This is a genomic window from Kineococcus sp. GCM10028916, assembly GCF_042674865.1.
Taxonomy (GTDB): Bacteria; Actinomycetota; Actinomycetes; order Actinomycetales; family Kineococcaceae; genus Kineococcus.
Window position 1 is genome coordinate 233,639 of the sequence record NZ_JBHTFM010000018.1, and the last position, 18,016, is coordinate 251,654.

The 18,016-nt window shown below is 74.2% G+C and carries 15 protein-coding genes; 8 read left to right on the forward strand and 7 right to left on the reverse strand.

Translation table 11 applies throughout. The features are described 5' to 3' along the window. Window positions 1-4: 4 nt before the first annotated feature. The 5 genes from ACFQ46_RS20190 to ACFQ46_RS20210 all read left to right on the forward strand — a co-directional run bounded on the left by ACFQ46_RS20190 (window position 5) and on the right by ACFQ46_RS20210 (window position 5,429). On the forward strand, window positions 5-787 hold the full coding sequence (locus ACFQ46_RS20190; RefSeq protein WP_380261416.1) for a HipA family kinase: 783 nt from the start codon (window positions 5-7) through the stop codon (window positions 785-787). After that, window positions 780-1,187, forward strand: a complete 408-nt coding sequence (locus tag ACFQ46_RS20195) for a DUF3037 domain-containing protein (RefSeq protein ID WP_380261418.1) — start codon at window positions 780-782, stop codon at window positions 1,185-1,187. Before ACFQ46_RS20190 ends, ACFQ46_RS20195 begins: the two co-directional genes overlap by 8 nt. A gap of 17 nt (window positions 1,188-1,204) precedes the next feature. Continuing rightward, a complete protein-coding gene (locus tag ACFQ46_RS20200) occupies window positions 1,205-3,250 on the forward strand; it encodes a M3 family metallopeptidase (RefSeq protein ID WP_380261420.1) in 2,046 nt (681 codons plus the stop codon). A 49-nt stretch (window positions 3,251-3,299) separates the two neighbouring features. Next, entirely contained in the window at window positions 3,300-4,346 is a 1,047-nt protein-coding gene (locus ACFQ46_RS20205; RefSeq protein WP_380261422.1) for an NADPH:quinone reductase, read from the forward strand. Window positions 4,347-4,505: 159 nt separating this feature from the next. Beyond that, window positions 4,506-5,429, forward strand: a complete 924-nt coding sequence (locus tag ACFQ46_RS20210) for a glycerophosphodiester phosphodiesterase (RefSeq protein ID WP_380261424.1) — start codon at window positions 4,506-4,508, stop codon at window positions 5,427-5,429. A 9-nt stretch (window positions 5,430-5,438) separates the two neighbouring features. On the opposite strand, the gene ACFQ46_RS20215 is transcribed toward ACFQ46_RS20210, so the two are convergent. From ACFQ46_RS20215 to ACFQ46_RS20225, 3 genes are all read right to left on the reverse strand, one after another. Beyond that, window positions 5,439-7,115, reverse strand: a complete 1,677-nt coding sequence (locus tag ACFQ46_RS20215; RefSeq protein WP_380261426.1) for a DNA repair helicase XPB — start codon at window positions 7,113-7,115, stop codon at window positions 5,439-5,441. Window positions 7,116-7,152: 37 nt separating this feature from the next. Beyond that, window positions 7,153-7,911: a hypothetical protein gene (locus ACFQ46_RS20220; RefSeq protein ID WP_380261428.1), complete on the reverse strand. Its 759-nt coding sequence runs from the start codon at window positions 7,909-7,911 to the stop codon at window positions 7,153-7,155. An 84-nt stretch (window positions 7,912-7,995) separates the two neighbouring features. Beyond that, window positions 7,996-10,365, reverse strand: a complete 2,370-nt coding sequence (locus tag ACFQ46_RS20225; protein ID WP_380261430.1) for a helicase-associated domain-containing protein — start codon at window positions 10,363-10,365, stop codon at window positions 7,996-7,998. Between the two features lie 48 nt (window positions 10,366-10,413). Between ACFQ46_RS20225 and ACFQ46_RS20230 the strand changes: the two genes are divergently transcribed. Continuing rightward, window positions 10,414-10,938, forward strand: coding sequence for a DinB family protein (locus tag ACFQ46_RS20230; RefSeq protein ID WP_380261432.1), 525 nt, complete (start codon window positions 10,414-10,416; stop codon window positions 10,936-10,938). On the opposite strand, the gene ACFQ46_RS20235 is transcribed toward ACFQ46_RS20230, so the two are convergent. Continuing rightward, window positions 10,939-11,949 (reverse strand): sigma-70 family RNA polymerase sigma factor, encoded by a 1,011-nt coding sequence (locus ACFQ46_RS20235; protein WP_380261434.1) that lies wholly within the window; start codon window positions 11,947-11,949, stop codon window positions 10,939-10,941. It lies immediately after the preceding gene. Window positions 11,950-12,008: 59 nt separating this feature from the next. Between ACFQ46_RS20235 and ACFQ46_RS20240 the strand changes: the two genes are divergently transcribed. Further along, window positions 12,009-12,788 (forward strand): sulfite exporter TauE/SafE family protein, encoded by a 780-nt coding sequence (locus tag ACFQ46_RS20240; RefSeq protein WP_380261436.1) that lies wholly within the window; start codon window positions 12,009-12,011, stop codon window positions 12,786-12,788. Between the two features lie 36 nt (window positions 12,789-12,824). Then, on the forward strand, window positions 12,825-13,247 hold the full coding sequence (locus ACFQ46_RS20245; RefSeq protein WP_380261438.1) for an NUDIX domain-containing protein: 423 nt from the start codon (window positions 12,825-12,827) through the stop codon (window positions 13,245-13,247). On the opposite strand, the gene ACFQ46_RS20250 is transcribed toward ACFQ46_RS20245, so the two are convergent. Genes ACFQ46_RS20250 through ACFQ46_RS20260 form a run of 3 tightly spaced genes read right to left on the reverse strand, consistent with a single transcriptional unit; the run spans window position 13,248 to window position 17,997 of the window. Next, window positions 13,248-14,669 carry an MFS transporter gene (locus ACFQ46_RS20250; RefSeq protein WP_380261440.1) on the reverse strand — a complete coding sequence of 474 codons (1,422 nt, stop codon included), beginning with the start codon at window positions 14,667-14,669 and terminating at the stop codon, window positions 13,248-13,250. Window positions 14,670-14,698: 29 nt separating this feature from the next. Further along, window positions 14,699-15,700 (reverse strand): asparaginase, encoded by a 1,002-nt coding sequence (locus ACFQ46_RS20255; RefSeq protein WP_380261442.1) that lies wholly within the window; start codon window positions 15,698-15,700, stop codon window positions 14,699-14,701. A 26-nt stretch (window positions 15,701-15,726) separates the two neighbouring features. Further along, window positions 15,727-17,997, reverse strand: coding sequence for a HelD family protein (locus tag ACFQ46_RS20260; RefSeq protein WP_380261444.1), 2,271 nt, complete (start codon window positions 17,995-17,997; stop codon window positions 15,727-15,729). Window positions 17,998-18,016 lie beyond the last annotated feature (19 nt).

Consider the following 18,016-nt stretch of genomic DNA (forward strand, 5'->3'; position numbering starts at 1 on the left):
GTGGGTGCTGAGGAAGGTGACCGCGACGCGCTACGTCGCGCCGTTGCGGGAGGGCGGGAGCCTCCCCGGGCTCTGCGAGGCCGACGACCTGGGGACCTACGTCGTGAAGTTCCACGGCGCGGGGCAGGGCCGGCGGGTGCTGGTGGCCGAGGTCCTCGCCGCGCACCTCGCCGGTGCGCTCGGCCTGGCCGTCCCCGAACTCGTCGTCGCCGTCGTCGACCCGGTCATCGGACGGGGTGAGCCCGACGAGGAGGTCCAGGACCTGCTGCTGCGTTCCCCGGGCGAGAACCTGGGGATGGACTTCCTGCCCGGTGCGCTCTCCTTCGACCCCGCGGTGGATCCCGTCGACCCCGACTGGGCCGCGCGCGTCCTGTGGTTCGACGCCTTCGTCCTCAACGTCGACCGCTCCTGGCGCAACCCGAACTCGTTGTGGTGGGGTGCCCGGCCCTGGCTCATCGACCACGGTGCCTCCCTCTACTTCCACCACGACTGGCCGCGCGCCGCCGCGAGCACCGACCGGCCGCTGCGCCACGCCGAGGACCACCTGCTCCTGCGCGCCGCGGCGGCGGTGACCGACGTCGCCGGGCGCTGCGCCGCGGCGTTGTCCCCGGACGTCCTGCGCGCCGCCGTCGACGAGGTCCCCGACGGCTGGCTCGAGGACGAACCCGGTTTCGACTCCGTCGAGGACCTGCGCGGTGCTTACCTCGACTGGTTCACCGCCCGCCTCGCCGGCCCCACCTGGGTCTCGGAACTGGCCCGGGTCCAGGCGGAGGTGCCCCGTGGCTGAGCTGGAGGTCCCCGCACTGGAGGTCTACGAGTACGCCGTCGTCCGCGTCGTGCCCCGCGTCGAGCGGGCCGAGTTCGTCAACGCCGGCGTCGTGCTGTGGTGCCGTGCGCTGGAACACCTGCAGGCCCGCACCGCCTTCGACGTGGACCGGGCCCGGGCGCTGGCCCCCGACCTCGACGTCGAGGCCGTCACCCGCCACCTCGCGGCGCTCGAGGCCGTCTGCGCCGGGGACCCCCGCGGCGGGGCCCCCACGACCGAGGCCAAGGGTGCCCGGTTCCGCTGGCTCGTCGCCCCCCGCTCGACCGTGCTGCAGACCTCACCCGTGCACTGCGGCCTGACCCCCGACCCCGCCGCCGAACTCGACCGCCTCGTGACGTCCCTGGTGGCGCCGCGGAGGTGATCGGGGAGGATCGGTGCATGGCCCTCGATCCGCAGAACCCGTTCGCCGCCCCCAGCGACCTGCCGTTCGCGGTGCCGCCCTTCGACCGGATCCGCGTCGAGCACTACGCCCCGGCCTTCGAGGCCGGCATGACCGAGCACCTCGGCGAGGTCGACGCGCTGCTCGCCGCCGACCTGAGCCCGGCGCAGTTCCTCGACGCGCTGGAATCGGCCGGGCAGTTGCTGGGCCGCGTCGAGGCGGTGTTCTTCAACCTCGTCGGGACCGACGCCGACGACGCGCTGCGGGCGGTGCAGGAGGAGTTCTCGCCGCGGCTCTCCGCCCACCACGACGCCGTCCGCCTCGACCCGCGTCTCGTCGCCCGCGTCCGCGAGATGCACGAGGACACCTCCCTCGACCTCGACGGGGAGCCGCGCCGGTTGCTGGAGAAGCTGCACCGCGACGCCGCCCGCTCCGGGGCACTGCTCGAGGAGGCCGACGCCGCCCGGTTGCGGGAGCTCAACGAGGAACTGTCCCGGCTCACCACGCGGTTCGACGTCGAACTGCTCGCCGACACCAACGCGCTCGCCGTCCACCTCACCGACGCCGACGCGCTCGACGGGCTGGCCCCGAGCGAACTGGCCCGCGCCGCGAGCGCGGCGGGGGAGCGGGGCGGCTACCTCGTACCGCTCGTCCTCCCGACCGGTCAGCCCGTGCTGGAGTCCCTGCGCCGCAGGGAGACCCGTCGACTCGTCCACGAGGCCTCGGTGCAGCGCGGTGGCCGCGGCGGTGCGCACGACACCCGGGCGGTCCTGGTGCGCATCGCGGCGGTGCGCGCCGAACGGGCGGCGTTGCTCGGCTACCCCGACCACGCCTCCTGGGTCGTCGCGGACGAGACCGCGGGCGACGTCGAGGCCGCCGTCGGGATGCTGCGCCGCCTCGCTCCCGCTGCCGTCGCGAACGCCCGCCGCGAGGAGGCCGAACTCACCGACCTGCTGCTCGCCGACGGCGAGGCGGGGCCGTTGCAGCCCTGGGACTGGGCCTACTACGCGGAACGGTTGCGGCGCGAGCGCTTCGCCGTCGACGCCGAGGCGTTGCGGCCGTGGTTCGACCTCGAACGGGTCCTCGTCGACGGGGTGTTCGCCACGGCCACGGCGCTCTACGGGCTGACCTTCACCGAACGCACCGACGTCCCGGTGTTCTCCCCCGACGTGCGGGCCTTCGAGGTCTCCGACGAGAACGGCCCGCTGGGCCTGTACCTGTTCGACCCCTACGCACGGGCGTCGAAGCGCGGTGGGGCGTGGATGAGTTCCTTCGTCGAGCAGTCCCGGTTGCTGGGGCAGCGTCCCGTCGTCGTGAACTGCCTCAACGTGGCGAAACCCGCTCCGGGCGACCCGGTGCTGCTGAGCGTCGACGAGGTCGAGACCCTCTTCCACGAGTTCGGGCACACCCTGCACGGGTTGCTCTCCGACGTGCACTTCCCGCGGTTCTCCGGGACCAGCGTCCCGCGCGACTTCGTGGAGTTCCCGTCCCAGGTCAACGAGTTCTGGGGTTTCGAACCCGACGTCATCGCCCGCTACGCCCGCCACGTCGAGACCGGCGAACCCCTCCCGGAGGGAGCGGTGGACGGTCTGCGGGCCGCTCGCGGCTACGGCCAGGGGTTCGGGACCACCGAGTACCTCGCCGCCTCGTTGCTGGACCAGGCCTGGCACCGCGTCGCCCCCGGCGCCCTCGATGACGCGACCCCGGACGACGTCGGCGCGTTCGAGGCCCGCGCGCTGCAGGACGCCGGGGTCGCCCTGGACACCGTCCCGCCGCGCTACCGCAGCACCTACTTCCACCACGTCTTCGGCGGCGGGTACGCCGCGGCCTACTACTCCTACGTGTGGAGCGAGGTCCTCGACGCCGACACGGTGGAGTGGTTCGCCGAGAACGGCGGGCTGCGCCGGGAGAACGGCGAGCACTTCCGGGCGACCGTCCTGTCCCGCGGCGGCAGCGTCGACCCGCTGCAGGCCTACCGGGAGTTCCGCGGCCGCGACGCCGACCTCGCCCCGCTGCTGCGGCGGCGGGGCCTGGAACAGGCCTGAGCGGAACCCTGAGCGGAACAGTGAGCGGCCGGGCGGGGTTCGCCTCGAGGTGAAGTCCATCGTGTACTCCGAGACCGGTCCCGCCTCCGTCCTGCGCCTGGAGGAGCGCCCCGTCCCCGAGCCCGGCGCCGGCGAGGTCCGGGTGCGTGTCGTGGTGTCCGGGGTCAACCCCACCGACTGGAAGTCCCGGCGCGGCGGCGGCGACGGGCAGCCCCTCGCCTTCGCCGAGACCACCCCGAACCAGGACGGTGCCGGGATCGTCGACGCCGTCGGCCCGGGCGTGACCGGCTTCGCCGTGGGCGACCGGGTGTGGACGTGCATGGCCGCGCAGGACCGCCCCACGGGTACCGCGCAGGAGTTCACGGTGCTGCCCGCCGAGCGGGTGGCCCCGCTGCCCGAGGGGGTCTCCTTCGACGTGGGCGCGTCGCTGGGGGTGCCGGCCGTCACCGCGCACCGGGCCCTGACCGTGGCCGAGGACGGCCCGCGACGGCTGGCTCCCGGAGCGCTCGACGGGCGGGTCGTGCTCGTCTCCGGCGGCGCCGGTGCCGTCGGGCACGCGGCGATCCAGCTCGCCCGCTGGGCCGGGGCCACGGTGATCACCACCGTCAGCGGACCCGAGAAGGCGCGACTGGCCACCGCCGCCGGTGCCCACCACGTCGTCAACTACCGCGAGGGGGATCCCGCCGCGGAGATCCGCGCGATCGCCCCCGACGGGGTCGACCTCGTCGTCGAGGTCGCCCTCGCGCCGAACCTCGAGCTGGACCAGGCCGTCGTCCGTCCACGCGCCTCGATCGCCGGCTACGCGAACAACGGCGGCGACGACGTCCGCGTCGACATCCGCGCGAACATGGTCCTCAACACCCGGCTGCAGTTCATCCTCATGTACACGATGGGCGCGCAGGCGCTGGCCGCCGCGGCCGAGGACGTCACCGCCGCCCTGCGCGACGGCGCGCTGCCGGTGGGGGAGGAGCACGGTCTGCCCCTGCTGCGCTTCCCGCTGGCGCAGACGGCCGCCGCCCACGAGGCGGTCGAGGGCGACGCCGTCGGGAAGGTCCTCATCGACGTCGCGAGCCAGGGTTCCGGCGTCTCCGCCTGACGTCCCGACAGGGGTACCTCACCCGGCGCAGGTCCGTTCCTGCGGACGGGTGAGGTGGCCCCGGCGCGGCTTCAGGTCCCCCACGGGCGTGCCGAAGGCTCCTCGAACACGCGCCGGGCAACCCCTCGGTGCTCGCTCCCAGCAGGGCGGAGACCCCTGGTGACCCTCGACAGCCGCTTCCCGGTCGACGCCCCCTCGCCGGCCCTGCCCCTCGTGATCGCCCACCGCGGGTACTCCGCCGTGGCGCCGGAGAACACCCTCGCCGCGTTCGAGGCTGCTCTGCGGTGCGGTGCCCACATGGTCGAGACCGACCTGCACCCCGCGGCCGACGGCACGGCCGTCCTCATCCACGACGACGACGTCGACGCCACCACCGGGGGCAGCGGCCGGGTGTCCGACCTCGGCCCCGCCGAGCTGGCCCGACTCGACGCCGGTTCCTGGTTCTCCACCGCCTACCGCGGCCAGCGCGTCCCCCTGCTGGCGGACCTGCTGAACCTGCTCGCCGAGCACCCCGGCGCCCAGCTGCTGCTGGAGCTGAAGGGCGTTTGGGGCCGTGCGGAGGTCGAGGGAGTGCTGCGGGACGTGCGCCGCAGCGGCGCCCTCGAGCAGGTCGTGCTGCAGAGCTTCGAGGTGGGCACGCTGATGACCGTGCAGCAGGTGGCGCCGCAGGTGCGCCGCGCGATCCTGCTCGACGACCTCGACGCCGACGCCCTTGCCCACGGACGCGCCCTGCGCCGTGACCTCGGCGTGATCGCCTGCAACCCGTCCGTGACCTGCCTGGCCGCCCGGCCCGCCGCGGTGGCCGAACTGCACGCCGCCGGCCTGGCGGTGTGGCCGTGGACCGTGAACGAGGCGGCGCTCTGGCGGGTGCTGGTCGAGGCCGGGGTCGACGGCGTCATCACCAACCGTCCGGACGGGCTCCTGGGCTGGCTCGAGGCGCGGCAGGACGCCCGCCCCGAGCCCGCGGACCTGCTGCTGGCCGCCCTGGCCCAGCGCGGGCGCGCGGTCCCGGCCCTCGTACCGCCCCCGGCGGCGGACCCGGTGGCCTCGGTGGCACCCGCCCCGCGCCTGGCTCCGCTCTAGCCGCGCGCCTCAGTTCCCGGGCAGGACCCCGTCGGCGTCGGGGACGCCACCGTCGATGTCGTCGGCGTCCACGATCCGGTACGCGTAGCCCTGCTCGGCCAGGAAGCGCTGCCGGTGGGCGGCGTAGTCCTGGTCCTTGGTGTCGCGGGAGACGACGGTGTAGAACCGCGCCGAGCCGTGGTCACCCTTGGGCCGCAGCACCCGGCCGAGGCGCTGGGCCTCCTCCTGGCGCGACCCGAACGAGCCCGACACCTGGATCGCGACCTTGGCCTCCGGCAGGTCGATCGAGAAGTTCGCGACCTTGCTCACGACGAGGGTCGTGATCTCGCCGTGCCGGAACGCCTCGAACAGCCGCTGACGTTCCTTGACCGTCGTCTCGCCCTTGATCACGGGCGCGTCGAGACGCCTCCCGAGGTCGTCGAGCTGGTCGATGTACTGACCGATGACCAGCGTCGGCTCACCCTTGTGCTGGGCGACGAGCTTCTCCACCACCCGGGACTTCGACGCGGACGTCGAGCACAACCGGTACTTCTCGTCGTCCTCGGCCGTGGCGTAGGCCAGGCGTTCGGAGTCGGGGAGGGTGACGCGCACCTCGACGCAGTCGGCGGGCGCGATGTAGCCCTGCGCCTCGATGTCCTTCCACGGGGCGTCGTAGCGCTTGGGACCGATGAGGGAGAACACGTCGCCCTCGCGGCCGTCCTCGCGCACCAGCGTCGCCGTCAGCCCGAGGCGGCGACGGGCCTGCAGGTCGGCGGTCATCCGGAAGATCGGCGCCGGCAGCAGGTGGACCTCGTCGTAGAGGATGAGTCCCCAGTCGCGGGCGTCGAAGAGCTCCAGGTGGGGGTAGACACCCTTCCGCTTCGTCGTGACGACCTGGTACGTCGCGATCGTCACCGGACGGATCTCCTTGCGGGCCCCGGAGTACTCGCCGATCTCGTCCTCGGTCAGCGAGGTGCGCTTGAGCAGCTCGTCGCGCCACTGCCGGGCCGAGACGGTGTTGGTCACGAGGATCAGCGTCGTCGCGCGGGCCTTGGCCATCGCGGCCGCGCCCACGAGGGTCTTGCCGGCCCCGCAGGGCAGCACGACCACCCCGGACCCGCCGTGCCAGAAGTTGTCCACCGCGTCGGCCTGGTAGGGCCGCAGGGTCCAGCCGTCCTCGGCCAGGTCGATCGCGTGCGCCTCACCGTCGACGTAGCCGGCGAGGTCCTCGGCCGGCCAGCCCAGCTTCAGCAGCACCTGCTTGAGGTTCCCACGTTCGCTCGGGTGCACCAGGACGGTGTCCGGGGCGATGCGGGTCCCCAGCAGCGGCGAGGCCTTCTTGCTGCGCAGGATCTCCTCGAGCACCGGGGCGTCGAGGGAGCGCAGGACGAGGCCGTGCTCCTCGTCCTTCACCAGCTGCAGCCGGCCGTAGCGGGCCATCGTCTCCGCCACGTCGACCAGCAACGCGTGCGGGACGGAGTAGCGGGAGAACTCCAGCAGAGTGTCGACGACCTGTTCGGCGTCGTGGCCCGCGGCGCGGGCGTTCCACAGCCCCAGCGGCGTCAACCGGTAGGTGTGGACGTGCTCAGGGGCACGTTCCAGTTCGGCGAAGGGGGCGATCGCCGCCCGGCACGCACTCGCGCGCGGGTGGTCGACCTCGAGCAGCAGGGTCTTGTCGCTCTGGACGATGAGGGGTCCGTCGGTCACCTGGTGGTCAACTCCGCAGGGGGTCTGGTACTTCCGGTCAGTGCGTGAACAGGACGCTCACGGAGTTGGAGTCGAACGTCGAGCTGCTGTCGAACCCGCCGTTGGTGCCGATCCCGATGATGATCGCGAGCCCGATCAGGCCCAGGACCGTCAGACCGATGTTCACCCACGCGCAGATCTTCCCCGCGAGCAGGAACCCCAGACCGCGCTTGGCGCCGTTGGCCTCCATGATCTCGCGACGGGCCCGGGGGATCAGGGCCAGCGCGACGATCGCCGCGATCCAGCCGACGAACGTGAACATGAGCACCAGCCCGCCGACGGCGGTCCACAGGACGGCGTGCGCCATGCCCGCGACCGGCGCCTGCTGCGGGGCGCCGTAGCTGCCGTACTGGTTCGGGTACTGCTGGTTCGGGTAGGGCTGGTTCGGGTACTGCTGCTGGCCCGGGTAGCCCGAGGGGTACTGCTGGTTCTGCCCGTAGCCCGTGGGCTGGCCGTTCTGCTGCCCGTAGGGCGAGGACTGCGGCGGGGACTGCTGCGACCAGGGCGAGGACGGCTGACCCGGCTCCCCGTAGGGGCTGCTCGGCTGCCCGTAGCGCGGGAGGCTCTCCGTCGGCGGCGCGGTCGGGTGCGCCTGCGTCGGGGCGTCCGCGGCCGGCGGCGTCGACCGGTACGGGTCGTGCGCGTCCTCAGCGGAGGACGGGGTGGCGCCCGCCCGGTAGGGGTCCTGCGCCGGGGGCTCCTGGTCGGGCTTCTCCCACCAGGAACGCTGTCCGTCGCCCTGACCGCTGTCGCTCATGCTGGTTCGCGCTCCCGTGGGGTGTCCTCGATCTGGTCGTCGTGCGCTACGACGCTAGCTCACCTCTCCGACACGAGCCTCCGCTCAGGCCTGAGCCTCGGCCACACCGGTGACCCGGTGCACCGAGTAGGAACGGACCGAACGCTGCTCGTGGTCGAAGGCGGTGATCCGGCCGCCCTCCACCCCCAGGGGCTCGACGAGGTGCCGGCTCGTGGAGCCGGACGCGTCGACGTAGCCGATCCACACCGGCCGTCGGCGTCCGACCGCGTCGCGCAGCACGGCCAGCGACGTCGTCGGGTCCATCGGCGGCAGCGGCGGGGCGTCCCGGGTGCGCTCGCGGCGACGCTCCAGCTCCGCCACGTCCTCGTCCCCGGCGCGGACGGTCTGCACGGCCGCGGCGAGCAGCGCGGCGCCCGGGGCGGGCGGTTCACCCGTCACGGGTCGGGGCGAGGGGCGCGGGCCCGAGCGCATCGCCGTCGCCCGCCGCACCAGGAGTTCGCCGTCGGGTCCCTCGGCCGCCGGGGCCACCCCGACCTGACGCAGCACGGACAGGACCTCGTCCGGATCGGCCGGGCTGGCCAGGACGGTCGGGGCCAGCATCCGCAACCCGATCGCCGCGCAGCGCTTGTCGGCGACGAGCTCCGCGAGCAGGGCCGGGTCCTCGGCGCGCACGTAGGATCCCGCACGCCCGACCCGGACCCGGCCGTGGCGGCGGGCGACGTCGCGGACCAGGTACTCCAGCGGCTGCGGGACACCCGTGGAGGACAACGCGGCGAGGAAGGCCAGGGCCTCGTCGGCCGTCTGACCGTCGTCGAGGCCGTGGCGCACCGACGTCGGGTCGAAGCGGTAGACCGTCGCGCCGCCCCGGCTCTCCACCCGGGCCAGCGACTCCAGCCGCCGGGACAGGTGGGTCTCCAGGGGACCGGGGGCCACCGCGGTCAGGTCCGCCTGCAGCAGCACCTCGCGCACCGGCGTCGGCAAGGCCGCCGCCAGCGCCGCCGCGGCCCCCTCCTCGTCGTCCACCAGGAGGGCCCGGCCCGCGGGGGAGAGGGCACCGGCCCCCAGGACCCCCAGCCAGGACGCGTCCCGGACGGTCCAGCCCACGAGGTCGTCGCGCAGCTTCGTCGCCCGCCGCGGGGACTGCCAGCGCAACCGCGCCGCCAACGTCTCCGGCGCCGCCACCTCGTCCTGCGCCAGCGCGGCGAGCTCGCTCAGCACGGCGCGCCGCACCACGAGGGCGGAGGCGCGGTCGAGGTCCGGGCCCAGCGCGTTGCGGGCGGCGTCCTTGGCGTCGCGGCTGCCGACCATCGCGGGCACCCGGGTGCTCGCCAGCCAGCAGCTGGCCAGGTGCACCCAGCGGTAGGGCAGGTCCTCCTCCACCCAGGTGTCGTAGGCCGGCGTCGGCAGCCACCGCGGCTCGACCTCGCCGTCGTCGGCGACGAGCCCGGCGACCCAGGCCGTCTCGACGACCAGCGCGGCCGTGGACTCGTCGACCTCGAGGGCGCTCGCCGTCCGTCGCAGCTCGCGCACGCCGAGACCACCGGCGCGCAGCACCGACGGACCCGCGGCACCCCACAACCGGCCCAGTTCGTCGACGAGGCGGCACGCCTCCGCGGCGGCCTCGGCCCCACCGGCGAGCACGACCTCGTGGCGTCGCGTCGTCGTGCTCAGCTCGGGCGGGCGTCGGTCGGGGGTGCGGTGCACACGACCTCCACGCAGCGCGAGGCCGACCTCGCGGGGGAGCACGACGGTTCCCGGGCCGGACACGGCCAGCAGCCCACGCGACAGCAACCAGTCCACCGGCCCCGTCGACGTCGCCGTCCGGACCTGGCGGTCGGCGCGTTCGACGGCGCCCGTCGGCGGTCCCCAGGTCAGCTTGTCCAGGACCGTCCTGACCCCCTCGGGAGCGTCGGTGAGCAACTGCTCGACCGTGCCGGGAGCGCCGAGGTGCTCCCCGAGGCGGGTGAGGGCCACCTCGGGGTCGTGGCTGACCTCGAGACCGAGGTCCTCGAGCAGTTCCGCCAGCCGCTGCGGGGAGCGACGGCCCAGGGCGTCGGCCAGCGTCGGGCCGAGTCCCGCCGGGTGCGGTCCTAGGAGCTCGCGCACGGCCGAGACCAGGTGCAGGCGGCGGTCGGGTCCCCAGAGCAGCGCGGTGCGGCGCAGGTGCGCGACGACGTCGTTGGCGCGCGCCCCCCACGCCTTCGAGACCGCGGTGACGCTCGTCGGGTCCGGCAGCACCGCGAGCACCTCGGCGACCTGCAGGGCCGGGGTGTCCAGGCGTTCCAGCGCACGCTGGGTGCTCGCCCGCGTCGTCGCCCGGGTCGCCAGGGCCGTCGAGGACGTGGGCAGGGGCGCGGCGAGGTCGGGTCGCTGCGAGAACAGGACCACCAGGTCCTCGTCCGCGCGCGAGCGCAGGTCCTCGGCGAGGGTGCGCGGAGCAGGGGCCGTAGGCATCGGGCGAAGTCTAGGCGTGGTGTCGGACCCCGGCCCTACCGTGCCGCCATGACCAGCGACTCCGCACGGACTCCGGCTCCCGGTGGCGAACGGGGCGACCTCCTGTCCGCCCTGAGCGAGCACCGGTGGCTCTTCACCCAGACCCTCACCGACCTGAGCGACGAGCAGGCGGCGGCCCGGACCACCGTGAGCGAGTTGTGCCTCGGGGGCCTGGTCAAGCACGTCGCGCAGACCGAGGCCCAGTGGGCGGACTTCGCCGTGCACGGGGCCGGTGGGCTGCCGTCCTTCGCGGACACCGACTTCCAGGCGCGGGCCGACTCCTTCCGGATGCTCCCCGGGGAGACCGCCGCCGGCGTGCTGGCCGACTACGCGGCCGTCGCCGCCCGCACCGACGAGCTCGTGCGGACCCTCGACCTCGACCTCGCGCACGACCTGCCGGAGGCACCCTGGTTCGAGCCGGGGCGGTGGAGCGTCCGACGCGTGGTCCTCCACGTGCTCGCCGAGGTCGCCCAGCACGCCGGCCACGCGGACCTCCTGCGTGAGGCCGTCGACGGCCGGAAGTCGATGGGCTGATCAGGCCGGGGGCTCCTGCGGGAAGCCGAAGAGGTCGAAGAGCCGGGTGTCCAGGAACGACGTGATCCGCACGATCTTCCCCTCGGCCAGCTCCAGGGCCTGCACGGCGAACGGCACGAGCTCGCCGTTCGCCCCGATCGGCTTGTAGTGGACGTAGGCGGGGGACCCGTTCATCGTCACCGGGACCAGCTTCGACCCGCGGCACTGGTGGCCGGGGCCGAGCATCCAGGCGGTGATGTCCTGCGCGCCCTCCAGCCACAGGTCGAACGGCGGCATGTTCTGCGTGACGTCGGCCGCGAGGAGCTTCACGAAGGCGTCCATGTCGTAGGCCTCGAAGGCCCGGACGTAGTCCTCCAGCAACGTGCGGTGGCTGTCGTCGAGGGGCTCGGTGCGTTCCACGTCGGGGCGTTCGGCCAGCGTCGCCCGGGCCCGCTGCAAGGCGCTGTTCACCGACGCCGTCGTCGTGTCGAGCAGGTGCGCGACCTCCTCCGCCCTCCAGCGCAGGACGTCGCGCAGGATGAGGACCGAACGCTGACGCGGGGGCAGGTGCTGCAGCGCCGCGACGAAGGCGAGGCGGATCGACTCCCGGGCCACGGCGATGTCAGCCGGGTCGCCGGCTTCCGGCAGCACCCGGTCGTCGACCATCGGCTCCAGCCAGGTGTCCTCCGGCTGGCTGCGCTGCAGCGACGCCTCGACCGGCTCCCACGCGGTGGCCGAGAGGTCCATCGGCCGGGCGCGCCGCTTCCGGTTCTCGAGCATGGTGAGGCAGACGTTGGTGGCGATCCGGTACAGCCAGGACCGCAGGCCCGACCGGCCCGCGTAGCCGTCGATGCTCTTCCACGCCCGGACCATCGTGTCCTGGACGGCGTCCTCGGCGTCGAAGGCGGAACCGAGCATCCGGTAGCAGTAGCCCCGGAGCTCGGAGCGGTGCGCGGCGAGGCGGGGTTCGAGTTCCGCGGCGGTGAGCGTCGGGTGGGCTGAGACGTCAACGGCGCTGTCGGAGGTCGTCACGCGCTCAGCACAGCACAGACCACCGACACCGGGGGAGGCCCCGCAGGCACCGAGGTCCGGTGGACCCGGACGCACTGGTTGGATCGGGCAACGTGTCGCCCGTCGAGATCCCGCTGCTCCTGCTGGCCGGGGTGCTGGCGGGGCTCGTCGGCAGCACGGCGGGGCTCGCCTCGCTCGTCTCCTACCCGGCGCTGCTGCTGACGGGGCTGTCCCCGCTGGCCGCCAACGTCACCAACTCGATGGCCCTGCTCGGGGTCACGGCCGGCACGGCGGCCGGTTCCCGACCTGAGCTCTCCGGTCAGGGCGCCCGGCTGAAGCGGCTGCTGCCGATCGCCGCGGCGGGCGGCGCCGTGGGCTGCGTGCTGCTGCTCGCCCTCCCACCGGACGCGTTCGAGGTGGTCGTCCCGTTCCTCGTGGGCGGAGCCTCGGTGACGATCCTGCTGCAACCGCGGATCAAGCAGCTGCAGCCCGGTCGGCTCTCCCCGAACAACCCCGCCGCCCTCGTCGCGATCTTCCTCGTCGGGATCTACGGCGGCTACTTCGGCGCCGCCGCCGGGGTGTTGATGCTCGCGCTCTCCGAGGTGCTGCACGCCCAGTCCCTCGCCCGCAACAACGCGCTGAAGAACATGCTCACCGGGGCCGCGAACACCGTCGCCGCCGTCGGTTTCGCGGTGTTCGGGCCGGTGGACTGGTGGGCGGCGCTGCTCCTCGGCGTCGGGTGCGTCGTGGGGGGCCGGATCGGGCCGGTCATCGTGCGCCGCCTCGACCCTCGGGTGCTGCGGACCGTCATCGCCGTGGCCGGGTTGGCGTTGGCCGTGCGGTTGTTCGTCACGCGCTGACGGCCCGGCGTCGGCCAGGTTTCGTAGGCTGCCCGGGTGGGCCACGCACGAACCACCCGGGTGCTGCTCGTCGACGACGACGGGCGGGTCCTCCTGCTGCGGACGGCGCAGCCCGGGGGAGGTCACGTCTGGACGACGCCCGGCGGCGACGTCGGCGCCGACGAGGGCCCTGCGGCGGCGGCCGTCCGGCACCTGCGCGAACAGGCCTCCGTCGTGGACGTCGAGGTCGTCCCGCTCCCCGGCGACCTCCCCGGCGGTGCGCAGGAGCACGTCTTCGCCGCCCGGAGCCCACGCGGTGCGATCGCGGCGGGACTCACCGACTGGGAGGTCGAGCACCACCGCGGGCACCGCTGGTGGAGCGCCGCGGACCTGCGCTACACCTCCGAGACGGTCGTCCCCGCCGGTCTCGCCGGTCTCCTCGACGACGCCCTCGGCGGACGCGCGTCCTCCGGCGGCTGATCAGCGCCGTCCCGCGCGGACGGCGTCACCCGCACCGCGGGGCAGCGACGCCGACTCGACGATGCTGAGCAGGCCCAGGACGGCCATCCCCACCAGCGCGGCGCGGTAGGCGGAGGCGGCGTCGCCGTCGGGGGCGAGGCCGGCCGCCGCCCGCACGAGCAGGGCCGCCACGGCGATCCCGACCCCCGTCGCGAGCTGGCTGCTGATCGAGGCCACCGCGTTGGCGGGACTCATCTGGGCGCCGGGGACGTCGGCGAACTGCAGGGTGTTGTAGGCGGTGAAACCCACCGAGCGGGCCGCGCCGGACACGAGGAACACCAGCGCCACGACGATCTCCGGGGTGCCCGGACGCAGCAGCGCCGCCGCCACGAACGACGCGGCCAGCACGCAGGTCGCGACCACGATGATGGGTACCAGGCGGAACCGGCGCACCAACGGGGTCGTCGCGGGTTTGATCCCGAGGTTCCCCGCGAACACCGCCATCACCATCGCCCCGGCCCGCACGGGACTCCACCCGAAACCCTCCTGCAGCAGCAGCGGCAGCAGGAACGGGGCCGCGCTGACGACCCCGCGGTAGACCGAACCGGCCGAGTTCGAGGCGCGGAACGTCGGGATGCGCAGGGGGCGCAGGTCGAGCACCGGGTGCGCGGCGCGCCGGAACCAGAACACCGCGAGGGTTCCCACGAGCACCGACCCGACGAGCAGACCGGCTCCTGCGACCGTCGTCGACGCGTCGGCCACGAACTCCATCCCGAGGACCAGCGCGCTCACGGCCACCACCAGCAGCACGAGCCCGACACCGTCCAGCGGGCGCCGCCGGCGGGGGACCTGCGGCACGATCCGCCACGCGGCCAGGGCCAGCACGATCCCGACGGGGACGTTCACCCAGAAGATCCACGGCCAGCCCGCGTACTCGGTGAGGATCCCGCCGAGCAGCGGGGCGATGACCGGGGCGACGAGAGCGGGCCACGTGAGGTAGGCGATCGCGCGCACGAGGTCCGACTTGGCCGTTCCGCTGAGGACCACCAGCCGCCCGATCGGGACGAGCATGCTGCCGGCGATGCCCTGCAGGACCCTGGCGGCTGTGAGGGTCGCGACGGAGTCGGAGGCCGCGCACAGCACCGACGCCAGGGTGAACACCACGATCGAGACCAGGAACACGGGCCGTGCCCCGAGCCGGTCCGCCGCCCACGAGCCGAGCGGGATGAACGCCGCCACCGCGACCAGGTACGCCGTGACCGCGAGCCCGAGGTCGGCCGGGAGGACGTCGAAGGCCCTCGCGATCGAGGGCGTCGCGGTGGTGAGGATCGTCGCGTCGAGGTTCTCCATGAAGAACGCCAGGGCCACGACGAGCGCGAGGGGACGTGACCAGCCGACCGACCCGTCCGCGGTCGTCGTGGCCGGGGTGGGGGTTTTCGGCACTCGGAGAGGTTACGACCCGCGGGGTGGGTTCAGTACGTGGCGAACGCCTCGACGATCTCCTCGTGCCCCAGTCCCGCCGCCAGGCACAGCGCGAGCAGGATGCGGGCCTGCTGGGGGGAGAGCGTGTCGCTGCCGACGAGTCCGCGCTCGTCGAAGGCGTGCCGCTGCGTGACGCGGCCGGTGATCGCGCGGCTGCTCGCGACCACGACGACCCCGGCGGTGACGGCCTGCTGGATCGCGACCTCGACGGCGGGCGGGTTCATGCTCGGCGGCAGCGAGGCGACCACGAGCCCGCGAGCGCCGTCGGCGACGGGACGCTCCAGCACCCGGGCGTCGGCGCCGGCCCAGACGGGCACGATCTCCACCCGCGGCCACACCGGGTGGGCCTGCGCGGCGAAGCGCGACGACGTGGTGTGGCGGCGCAGCAGCTTGCGGTAGAACCAGACCCCGCCGTAGGGGTCCACGTCACCGAGGGCACCGTGGTCGCGGGCGCGGAAGGTGTCCAGCCCCGAGTTCGACGTCTTGAGGACGTCGCGCGCGGACAGGATCCGGTCGTCCATGACGACCAGCACCCCGTGCTCGCGCGAGGACGGGGAGGCCGCGACGCGGATCGCGTTGGCGAGCCCCACCTGCGCGTCGGAACCGACTGCCGTCGGTGGGCGCTGCGCCCCGACGAGCACCACGGGGAGCTCGCTCGCCAGCGTGAGCTGCAGCACGTAGGCGGTCTCCTCCAGGGTCGCGGTGCCGTGCGTGATGACGACCCCGGCGACGTCGGGTTCCTCCCGCGCGATGGTCAGCACCGCGGTGCGCAGTTCCGCCCAGAACCCCTCGTCGGCGGCCGTGCTCGGGATCCGCCGGACCCGGCGCGGGGAGACGTCCACGTCGTCGGGGAAGCGGTAGAGCGGCAGCGCCTCCTCGTCGGTGAGGACGTGCCCGAGGTCGACGTAGTCGAGGCGGTCGAGGTCGTCGTGACCACCGCTGCCGATGGTTCCACCGGTCAGCAGGACGGCCACCCTGGGCTTGTCGCTCATGCCGCGATCATGGCCCACCCCGCCGGTCAGGCGAGGGACTCCATGCCGGCCGGGAGGGGTTCGGCGTGCAGGACGTGGAGTTCCTGGGTCGCGCGGGTCAGGGCGACGTAGAGGTCGTTGGCGCCGCGGGGACGGCGCAGGACCGCCGCGGGTTCGACGAGCACGACGACGTCGAACTCCAGGCCCTTGGCGCGGTGCACGTCGAGCACCGACACCGCGGCGTCGAGGTCGTCGGGGGAGGCGGCGACCGCACCCCGGGGCAGCACCGCGGAGATCGCCGCGCGCAGCGCGTCCGAGCCCAGAGCTCCGTCGACCTCGGCGGTGATGACGGCGACCCGCCCCTCGTCCAGGTCGGCGAAGCGGGCCCGGACGACCTCGACGACGTCCGCCCCGGAGGTCAGCGGGATCGCGACGGGGTCGTGGTCGCCCTCGCGGACGGGGGTCGGCGGGTTCGCCGAGATCCCCGCGGAGCGCAGCACGTCGGCGGCGACCCGGGAGATCTTCGCGGGCGTGCGGTAGTTGACGGTGAGTTCCTCCAGCCGCCAGCGGTCGTCGACGACGGGTTTCAGGGCCTGCGCCCAGCTGCGCGCGCCGGCGGGGTTCGACGTCTGGGCGACGTCGCCGACCAGGGTCATCGAGCGCGACGGGCAGCGGCGTTCGACGAGGCGCCAGGCCATCGGGGAGAGTTCCTGCGCCTCGTCGACCACGACGTGGCCGTAGGCCCAGGTCCGGTCCAGCGCGGCCCGTTCGGCCACGGTGCCCACCGGTCCGTCGGTGGAGAAGCGGTCGGCGAGCAGTTCCGGGCTGACCAGGGGGTTGCCGACCCCGGAGGCCTCGAAGTCCTCGAGCACCTTGCGCGCGTAGGCGACCTGCTCCTCGCGGTCGGCGTCGCGGCGGGCCTGGTTCGCGGACTCCTCCAGCGGGCCGAGGAGTTCGGCGAGCTCGTCGAGCAGGGGCACGTCGGCCTCGCTCCAGGCGCTCGCGTCCTCGCGGTGCAGGGCCGCGCGGTCGGTGGCCGACAACTGCGGCGCGATGCGTTCCAGCAGGCCGGGGTCGCGGTAGAGACCGGCGAGCACCTTCTGCGGGGTCAACGGCATCCAGCAGAGGTTGACCTCGCGCCGGACGTCGACGTGCTCGCGCAGCTCGGTGACGAGGTCGTCGCGCTCCTCGCCCAGGTCGGCGCCGCGGGCGCGGGCGAGGGAGTTGACCAGCGTGTTCAGGACCTCGCGCACGAAGGTCACCCGGGCGAGGTTGTGCGGTTTGCGACCGCGCCGGGCGCGGGCGCGGGCCGAGGCGACGGCGTCGGGACGCAGCATGATCCGGGTGCCGTCGAGGTCGAAGCGCAGCGGCCGGGCGGGGACCCGCTGCCGGTCGGCGACGGCCGCGTCGAGGACCTCGGCCATCCGCAGCGAGCCCTTGACCCGGGCCGCGGCGGCGGAGTCCCCGCCCCGGGCGAGCACCCCGGGGAACAGCTCGGCCAGCGTCGCGGTCACCACGCCCGTCTCGCCCAGCGCGGGCAGGACCTGCTCCACGTAGCGCAGGAACACCGGGCTGGGGCCGAGCAGCAGGACGCCGCTGCGGGCGAGGCGGTCGCGGTGGGTGTAGAGCAGGAAGGCCGTCCGGTGCAGGGCCACGGCGGTCTTGCCGGTCCCCGGACCGCCCTGGACGACGAGGACCCCGCGCTCGGAGGCGCGGATGACCCGGTCCTGCTCGGCCTGGATGGTGGCGACGATGTCGCCCATGCGCCCGGTGCGGGGGGCGGTGACGGCGGCCAGCAGGGCCGCGTCACCCGTGGTGCGCTCACCCTCGGCCGCGATGAGCACCTCGTCGTCGACGCCCGTGACGTGGCGGCCCGCCGTGAGCAGGTGCCGGCGCCGGACGACGTCGCGGGGAGCGGCCGCGGTGGCCTGGTAGAAGTCCTGCGCCGCGGGCGCCCGCCAGTCGACGAGCACCTGGTTGCCCCGGTCGTCGGCGAGGCCGAGCCGGCCGACGTAGCGGCGCGGGTCCTCGGTGCCGGGCTGCAGGTCGAGGCGCCCGAAGCAGAGCCGGTTCTCCACCGACCACAGCTGGGAGAGGCGGTCCTCGTAGAGGGTCGCGAAGGCGTCGCGCTCGAAGCGGCTCTGGTGGGTGCCGGTCGCGAGGGTGCGCCGGACGTCGGCGAGCTGCTCGGCGGTCTGGGCGCGCAGGACGTCGAGCCGGTCGTAGAGCGTCCCGACGTGAGCGTCCTCGAGGGCGACCTGTTCCCTCGTCGCCTCCTCGGCCGGGGTCGACGCGTCGGGCTCGGTGGACTGGCTCACTGGTGCGGCTCTCTCCTGT

Bases quoted from the DNA above. Each gene is read 5' to 3' on its own strand.
- ACFQ46_RS20225 (WP_380261430.1), bottom strand. From the start codon at position 10,365: ATGCCTACGGCCCCTGCTCCGCGCACCCTCGCCGAGGACCTGCGCTCG.
- ACFQ46_RS20230 (WP_380261432.1), top strand. From the start codon at position 10,414: ATGACCAGCGACTCCGCACGGACTCCGGCTCCCGGTGGCGAACGGGGC.
- ACFQ46_RS20255 (WP_380261442.1), bottom strand. From the start codon at position 15,700: ATGAGCGACAAGCCCAGGGTGGCCGTCCTGCTGACCGGTGGAACCATC.
- ACFQ46_RS20200 (WP_380261420.1), top strand. From the start codon at position 1,205: ATGGCCCTCGATCCGCAGAACCCGTTCGCCGCCCCCAGCGACCTGCCG.
- ACFQ46_RS20220 (WP_380261428.1), bottom strand. From the start codon at position 7,911: ATGAGCGACAGCGGTCAGGGCGACGGACAGCGTTCCTGGTGGGAGAAG.